This is a genomic window from Zhongshania sp. (genome assembly GCF_041623545.1).
Lineage (GTDB): Bacteria > Pseudomonadota > Gammaproteobacteria > Pseudomonadales > Spongiibacteraceae > Spongiibacter.
Genome location: NZ_JBFJWS010000135.1, coordinates 1 through 8,418, shown reverse-complemented (window position 1 = coordinate 8,418; position 8,418 = coordinate 1). Strand labels below are relative to the sequence as shown.

General features: G+C 52.4%; 5 protein-coding genes. 4 read left to right on the top strand and 1 reads right to left on the bottom strand.

Translation table 11 applies throughout. The annotated features are described in order from the left end of the window. On the bottom strand, positions 1 to 891 hold an 891-nt coding region (locus ABYT30_RS12140; protein WP_373096711.1), incomplete at its 3' end, for a LysR family transcriptional regulator. A gap of 226 nt (positions 892 to 1,117) precedes the next feature. Here ABYT30_RS12140 and ABYT30_RS12135 point away from each other — a divergent pair. The 4 genes from ABYT30_RS12135 (at position 1,118) to ABYT30_RS12120 (ending at position 7,932) form a co-directional block, all read left to right on the top strand. Beyond that, complete coding sequence (locus ABYT30_RS12135; protein WP_373096709.1) at positions 1,118 to 2,722, top strand: alpha/beta fold hydrolase; 1,605 nt, start codon at positions 1,118 to 1,120, stop codon at positions 2,720 to 2,722. Then, a complete protein-coding gene (locus tag ABYT30_RS12130) occupies positions 2,719 to 3,654 on the top strand; it encodes a hypothetical protein (RefSeq protein ID WP_373096706.1) in 936 nt (311 codons plus the stop codon). The genes ABYT30_RS12135 and ABYT30_RS12130 overlap by 4 nt, the downstream gene beginning before the upstream one ends. Before the next feature lie 111 nt (positions 3,655 to 3,765). Beyond that, positions 3,766 to 4,662: an alpha/beta fold hydrolase gene (locus ABYT30_RS12125; RefSeq protein WP_373096703.1), complete on the top strand. Its 897-nt coding sequence runs from the start codon at positions 3,766 to 3,768 to the stop codon at positions 4,660 to 4,662. 270 nt (positions 4,663 to 4,932) lie between these two features. Further along, complete coding sequence (locus ABYT30_RS12120) at positions 4,933 to 7,932, top strand: transglycosylase domain-containing protein (protein WP_373096700.1); 3,000 nt, start codon at positions 4,933 to 4,935, stop codon at positions 7,930 to 7,932. The last annotated feature ends 486 nt before the right edge of the window (positions 7,933 to 8,418 follow it).

The window sequence follows — 8,418 nt, the reverse complement described above, 5'->3', positions numbered from 1 at the left end:
GGTAATGAAGCTTCTAAACCACAGACTGGCCGGGTCACAGTCTACATTCTGGTGCCAGTAAAGGAATAGGCTCAATGACGGCACTTCAATAGGGAACGGCAAGACCACCAATTTGGCATCGCGCACCGCCTCCTGTGCATAGGCATAACCGGCCGACACAACCAAATCAGAATTCGAGACCACCGAGAGTGCCGCGTTTATATTCTGGCAGCGAAGGCGGATATTTCGTTCATGCCCGAGCCTGTTCAACTCGATATCCTCAATTCCCCGCCCCGCACGACGGCCGCTTACTTGAATATGTTCCAGAGTAAGGAACCGCGCTAAATCTAAGCTCGCACTCTGAGCCAAAACAGGGTGGCCATTGCGGGCAACCACAACCAAGTCATCGTCTTGCAGCTTACTGTGGCGCACACTGCCCGACAGCGCCTGCAAAACGTCAATCGCGACGTCAAAAACACCCGACTTCAGATCCGCCTCGAGATTGCCACGGTCTAAACGCACGGTTGAAATACGAATCTGCGGAGCGATTTCTAAGAGCCTCCTAACAATAACCGGCAACACCACTGACTCCACAGGCTCACGCACGCCAATGGTAAAACTACGCTCTGAAAGCGCAGGATCAAATGAGGAGAAGTCGTTTAAGGTCTGCCTTAGATTACTGAGTAGCGGCTGAACTCGTTGGTATAAATTCCGCGCGGTGGGCGTTGGTTGCATCACCTGACCACTGCGAACAAACAAAGGATCGTCAAACGCCTCACGAAGGCGCGACAGAGCGTGACTCACCGCCGACTGGCTTAGGTGTAATTTCTTACCGGCCGGTGTAATGCCACCCTCGCTAAAGATTGTACTAAACACCACCAGCAAGTTGAGGTCTATGCGCTCGATATCCATTATTCCCTACTTATAAGCTCAATACTGCGACAGTATACGACAGCCAATATCGACCTGCCTTTATCTTCTGTTTACCTGCTAGAACTCTCCGCAGACAAAATAAACCAGATAACGCAGCTCAACTTGAGTGTTTAAAGAGCGACCTATACTATTCGGTATGCAAAAAAATACAGCAATCATAAAAATGGTATCGAGAAGCGCGCTTACCATACTCCTCGTTTCGACTATGACGGCATGCGGCGGCTCCAGTAGCTCTAGTACCCGCAATGCCAATGTGTCTGAAAATAAGCCTGTGATGATTGCGGCTTCGGCGCGCGACGTTGTGATCGAATCCCCTGTCGTCGACAATGCGAGCGGCGCTTCCACCACGGCAATTGCGGCGACAGTGTTTATTCCAGAGCATGCCGCGGGCACTACTTACCCACTCATTCTCCATAGCCACGGCTGGGGTGGCGACCGAGTCACCGAAGCCGACACCCAAGCGCCCTTCGACAGTTCGAATTTTTATTCTGTGGCCATTGATGCTGAAGTGCAGCGTTTCTGGCAAGAGGGCTACGCTGTAATTAGCTTTGATGAGCGCGGCTTCCACGATTCGGCCGGTGCCATTCGTGTTATGGACCCCGAGTATGAAGTGCGCGATGCCATTGCCGTTCTCGACTGGGCCGAGAGTAATCTCGCGCTGTCTAGAGCCTTGGACGGCAACCCTTTAGTGGGGGCCATCGGCGGTAGCTATGGCGGCGGCTACCAGTTAGCACTAGCGGCATTTGATGACCGCCTAGACGCGATCACCCCCAGTGTCACCTGGTATGACCTGCCCGACTCCCTTGCACCCAATGGCGTAATCAAAAAGTTATGGGATTTCGGGCTGTGCTTCTCTGCCATTGCCGCCGGTGATCGAACCTTTTCTGACGAGCTCAACCAAGCTTGCCAACAAGCCGGCTTCGATCCCTCCGTGCGGTTTGCAGAGGAGTTAGACCCTGCCGTACTCCAGTTTCTCGGCGCCCATGGTATGGGCGCTTATGAGGCGCGACACAAGGACCCAAGCGACGCATTCTGGGTGCGCCCAGTAGACACCTTATTAACACAGGGACAGCGCGATTTACTTTTCCCTTTAAACAACGCGATGGAGAATTTCCGATTTCTCAATTCATTGGGCGGCGATGTCCGCCTGATTACCCATCAACACGGCCACTATATCGGCCCGCCGCTTGATGTACAGGCTCCGTTGGGCGCGACGCGCTGCGGGAGCATTGATACCTTAGAGGCCAAACACGCGTGGTTCGCCGAGAAACTTAAAGGCGAGACTGGCGCGGCAGCGCACATCCCCAAGGTCTGCATCGGACTTGACGACGATAACGGTGCAGCCCTCAGTCATATACCTGTTGCGACCGAAACCTACCGTGTAACCCTAGCCACCACCGCCATCACCGCTGTGCAAAATAACTACGGTGGCAACGCCCCGGCCTTTATACCGCTGGCCACGGCGATCAGCGAAACCAATTTAGTACTCGCGGGCATTCCCATTGCGAATGTCACGGTGACGCCTAGCGTGCCAATGAGCAATGTCGTCGCCTTTGTTGGCATCGGCGTATTGTCCACCGGTGACAGCAGTCCACGCCTCATCGACGATCAAGTAGCGCCCTTGCGCAACGGCGATCACACTGACAAACAGCTCATTGGCGTCGGCGAAGTATTAAAAGCTGGGGACCAAATCGGGGTTCTGCTCTATGGCGACTACGACGCCTTCAACAATACGAGTCATTCCGCTTGGCTTACTAACCTATATTCGATCAGCGGCACGATCGACCTACCCATAATGGTCGCACCATGAAGTACCTTTTACCCATCATTATCGCCATCAGTTCTGTCGCATTGTCGGCGTGCAAAGGTAGCGGAAGCCCCTATGCGGCAAGTAGTACAGCAGCTCAGGATATTTGCCTAGACTGCGGCACGCCACGCCAGCTGGTGAATCTCCCCCAGCTGGAAAATAGCTTATTCACCTCCAATGGCCGTCTATTCGTCAGCGGCCAGTCGAACCTGTACGAGATACATCGCGATGGCCAGGATTATCGTGCCGACGCCCTTCTACCCGAGGGCAGCGGCTGCAGCGGTCTAACCGAAGATAAAGGCACGCTATACGCGCTCTGTTCTGGCAGCGGTGGGCCCACCGACTTTTCCGGCCTGTACACCATGTCACTGGATGATCCACTCGCCACCCCCGAATTTAGCTTCGCCCTAAGCGGCATGACTCTGCCAAACGGGATAGTAACGACCGCCAGCGGCTTATACGTGACCGATGGCCCCGTCGCGGTAGAACCCAAAATCGTCCACCTCGCGATCGACCCGACTGATCCGACCCTCGTTTTATCTCAGAGCACCTGGCTGGCAACATTGCCAGACTTTCCCAATGGCATAGTCCATACCGGCACAAGCCTTTACGTCACTCACTATCGTCCCGGTTTTGGCGGACAAGTTACCCGGGTGGCAATCAATAGCGATGGCAGCCCTGGGACCCCAGAAAATATCGCGCCACGCGGCATCATGGATGACCTGACAGTGGTCGGAGACACGCTAATCGTCACTGACTGGCAGGACGGCAGCCTGTTCCAAATCGATTTAGAGGGCAACTTGCTTCAGGAATCCGCAAACAATATCTTCGCGCAGCCATCAAGCGTGATCATTGCCGGGCCACCGCTATTTGATCAAGTGGCCATTCTGGTCACCGAACGCTACACCGGCGATGGCCTCTGGATTTTGGAATAGCGATTCATTTCAAACTAGACATTTTGCGTTCCGCCAATACGCTACCCAGCTCCTAACGAACATAACGCTCATGCGTTAATTAACATCATTGCTTCTGTGGATCTACAAAACATGACCGAGAAACTCGCACAAACCAGCCGCTTATCGCTCACCTACGAGGAGTTTGGCAACACAGATGCCCCGGTCATGATGTTAATTATGGGCCTAGGAATGCAAATGCACTCTTGGCCAGATGAATTTTGCGCCGCCATTGCAGATAAGGGATTTCGGGTAATACGCTTTGATAATCGCGATATCGGCTTATCACAGAAGTTTGAAGGTTCTCGCGCCCCTCGCCCATGGCAATTGATGCTGAGAAGTCGTCTTGGCTTGCGCCTCAAAGTTCCGTATCAGCTCCATGATATGGCTGAAGATTTGATTAGCTTAATGGACTATTTAAACATCGCGTCAGCCCATATTGTTGGCGCCTCTATGGGGGGTATGATTGCCCAACTCGTAGCCGCCTCCTTCCCTGAACGCACCATAAGCCTGACATCAATTATGTCTTCAAGCGGCGCACAATCACTACCGCAACCGAGCGCCAAGGTGCTATTGCAACTTACCCGCAAGTCGGCAACTGGCGAGCAGGCCTATCTAGTGAACGCGAAACGTACTTGGCAGATGATCAGCAGCCCCGCTTATCCGTTGGATGATGCGGCCTTAGAGGAACGTCTATTGGCCGCATACCGCCGAAGCTATTACCCTCAGGGTTTAGGCCGGCAAATGGCGGCAATTATAGCGAGCGGCGATCGCTCAGCCATGCTCACAAAAATACGGGTACCGACATTAGTCATACATGGCAAAGACGATGTTTTGGTGCCGGTTCAAGCGGGTATTGATACCGCTCAGAAGATTCCCGGTGCGCGACTAGAACTTATACCCGGCATGGGTCACGACCTGCCACGCGCCTTATTTCCGCGCTTTGTTAATGAAATTGTAGGACACGCCGCCTCGACAACAGCAACTTAATAATCCCCCCCGTAGAGGGTAGATAAAGCGGAGGCAATGATCTGATGTTCATTGCCTCCCTTCGATAGGGATGAAATTGATATTGAGATGCTCCACAATACTTCGCTGGGGCTAAACCAATACCGCCATTAAAAATAAACCTGTGAAAGCCCTATCGAAGAACTTGGCGCTGCATTATGCTCCGCAGCCGATTCCCCCTGCAAATCCCATCGATTTACAGGGCTATCATTTAAAAGATGAATTAACCTGACCTAAGCTGGCTTTACTATTGTGATTAACCGAACGCGCCTAAAAAAATCTATTTTATACATCGCCCTCGCTGCCTTAATGGTGGTAATTTTCGTCGGTATTTTTGAGTACCACACCTCCTATTTCCAGTCGCGATATTTCGGCAAGTTGGCAGCCAGCCTCAATTTTGAACTAAAAGAAGGCCCCGCCGAGGTAACTTGGTTTCCCAATCACGGCCCTTACAACATCCAAAACGGCTATACGCGTCTTCCAGAGTTTATTACGCGATTGCAGAACAATGGCTATCGCATCAGCAAACAGGCGAATTTCTCTGAGCGACTACTGCAGTACAGCCGCTGGGGCGGCAACCCGCCGTATCGCGAGCGCGCCCAAACCGGGCTGAGCATTTTAGGCGGCAACAGCAATACACTGTTTTCCTCACGGGAACCTGAGAATGTATATCGCGAGTTTAAGGATATTCCCCCGTTATTACTCAAGCCGCTGCTATTCATTGAAAATCGCGAGCTGCTCGTTGACCAACACCCGACAAAAAACCCCGTGGTGGAATGGGACCGGCTGGCGCAAGCCGCACTTTCACGCGTTCTCCACCCAGGCGAGGGCGGCCCTGGGGGCAGTACACTCGCCACCCAGATGGAAAAATACCGCTACTCGCCCAATGGTATGACCACAGACCACAGCGACAAGCTTAAGCAGATCGTCTCCGCCAGCGTGCGCCACTACCACTCGGGGCTAAGCGGCCGCGATGCACGAAAAGCGATAGCGCTGAGCTACCTCAACTCGACGCCGCTTTCTGGTCGGGCCGGCCACGGCGAAATCCACGGCATTGGTGACGGCCTCAAACAGTGGTACGGGATTGATTTCGCCTACGCCAATCATGCGCTAACCGCCTCCAGCGACGCGGTCAGTATCGAGGAGAAAGCACGAGTATTTAAAGCCGCTTTAAGCTTGCTGTTGTCACAACGCCGCCCTTCTTTTTATCTACTTGACGGTCGCGACGAACTGGAAACACTGACCACAAGTTATTTGCGAATCCTTGCCAGTAACGGCGTTATCAGCGAAAAACTCCGGGACGCGGCACTGGCGCAGAAACTTCATTTCGTCGAGCGCGACCGCAACCAAGTAGCAGCGTCCTTTATTTCAAGAAAAGCAGTCAATAATGTACGTAACGAGTTAATGAACCTGCTAGGCGTGCGCAGTTTGTATAGTCTCGATCGCCTCGATCTCACCGTACAATCTACCCTCGCTGGAGACACTCAAGTAGAGATTGCCCAATTGCTAAAGCAGGCAACCGACCTAGACTACGCGAAGCAATCCGGCCTGCTTGGCGAAAAGCTTCTCCGTGAAGGACAGTTAACCGCGCTGAATTACAGTGTATTACTCTATGAGCGCACACCGACCGGGAATGTGCTGCGGGTGCAGACTGACAACCTCGATCTGCCCTTTGATATGAACGCCGGTTCAAAACTTGATTTGGGCTCGACGGCTAAACTGCGCACCCTGATTTCCTATTTAGACATCATTGAAAAGGTCTACCTAAAATACCGTGAGTTCGCCCCAAAGGACCTCGCATTTGCGCGCAAAGTCGCCGAAGACCCACTGCGCCAGTGGACACTCGACCGACTTATCGCCGATCCCAACACACCGTTACATGCCTTGCTGGACGCCGCGATGCAGCGCAGCTATTCCGCCAGTCCCGCGGAATCATTCTTTACTGGCGGTGGACTGCACACCTTCAGCAACTTCGACAAACAGGACAACGCCCGTGTACTGACCGTCGCTGAAGCCTTAAACCGCTCAGTTAACCTCGTATTTATTCGTATGATGCGCGACGTCACGCGCTACTACTCAATGGAGATTCCCGGCTCCCGCGAGCTCTTACTCGATCGCACGGATCCACGGCGCAAAGACTATTTAGGGCGCTTTGCCGATCTTGAAGGCAAGATCTACCTCAATCAGTTCTACAGCAAATACCGCAAGCTAAATCATCAGGAAATTATTCAGCGCTTAGCGAGTAGGACCAAACCATTCCCTGGCCGATTGACGATGGCCTTCCGCTCCGTTCTCCCGGAAGCTGATGAGGCCGCATTACTGGAGTTTCTACGTTCGCGACTAAGTGAAGAAGCGCTGACGGACGTCGACGTTGCAAAGCTATATCGCCAATTTGATCCTGAGCGTTTCAATAGCAACGACCGCGCCTACCTAGCACATATGCACCCCTTGGAGCTGTGGCTGGTTAAGTACCTGCTCGAAAACACTGAAATCAACTATGACCGAATCATTGAGGAAAGCGCAGCACTTCGCCAGGACGCCTACACCTGGCTGACGAAATCGCGGAAGCAACGCGCCCAAGACCGAAGTATTCGCATACTTCTGGAGCGCGATGCCTTTGTCGCGATCCACCAGCAATGGCAGCGCATGGGCTATCCGTTTAGTAGTTTAGTGCCCTCCTATGCCACGGCCCTTGGTGCATCGGCAGACCGCCCCACTGCCCTAGCGGAGTTGATGGGTATTATTATCAACAACGGCATGCGAATCCCCTTTCGCCAAATCGATAGCTTACATTTTGCCCAGGGCACGCCCTATGAGGCCAAGTTTGAATACATCCCGCCCACTGGCACCCGAGTACTATCAGCCGAAGTGAGTGCAACCGTCCGAAATGCCCTCGCCGGCGTAGTAGAAAACGGCACGGCAAGACGCTTAAAGGGCCTTTTTGTCGACGCCACCGGCACGCCAATACAAGTGGGCGGCAAAACCGGCACCGGCGACCATCGCATTAAATCTTACGGCGCTGGCGGGCGCCTTATCGGCAGCGAAGCCGTGAATAGGAATGCGATATTCACCTTTTATATCGGCGACCGGTTCTTTGGTGTGATTCTCGCCCATGTTGGCGGAAATCAAGCCACAGGCTTTGAATTCACTAGCGGACTCGCGACACAATTGCTAAAGATTATTCACCCAGTGCTACAACCGACCCTATCTAAAGAGAGGCTAACCGTAGATTCAAATAGTGTAAAAAATTGAATAGATACTCCCCAGTAACATTTATCGCTAAGAAATTATCGGTAAGACTGGGGAGTTCAATTTCAGCGGCACAAAGGCGGAAAACGATAGTCCGCAGGGACAACAAAGCACAGTTCGAACAAGCTGACTTATTAATCAGCCACCAACACTGCCACTATAGCACTTCCCTCCCTCGCAATACCTTATCTATGCCATCAGCGCAGGCTTTGCGAAACAGCAAAGCATTAGTTCAGTTGTCGGTATGTATCTAATTTAGGTCGGCAAGAATCCCTAAATTTTCCTAATCAAAAATGGAAAATGCGGATTCCACGTTCTTCGGCACATCCCTGCACCAATCTTGGTAAGCAAGTTTGAAATCGCTAGTTTATTGACTAAGCTGAACTAAAGTCCGTTTTACTATTCGGAATTACTCTGAACTCGCTATTTAGTTATAACTTGATTATCACTAGGCAAGCCTGACATATGAAATCAAAAATTGGCAAACTT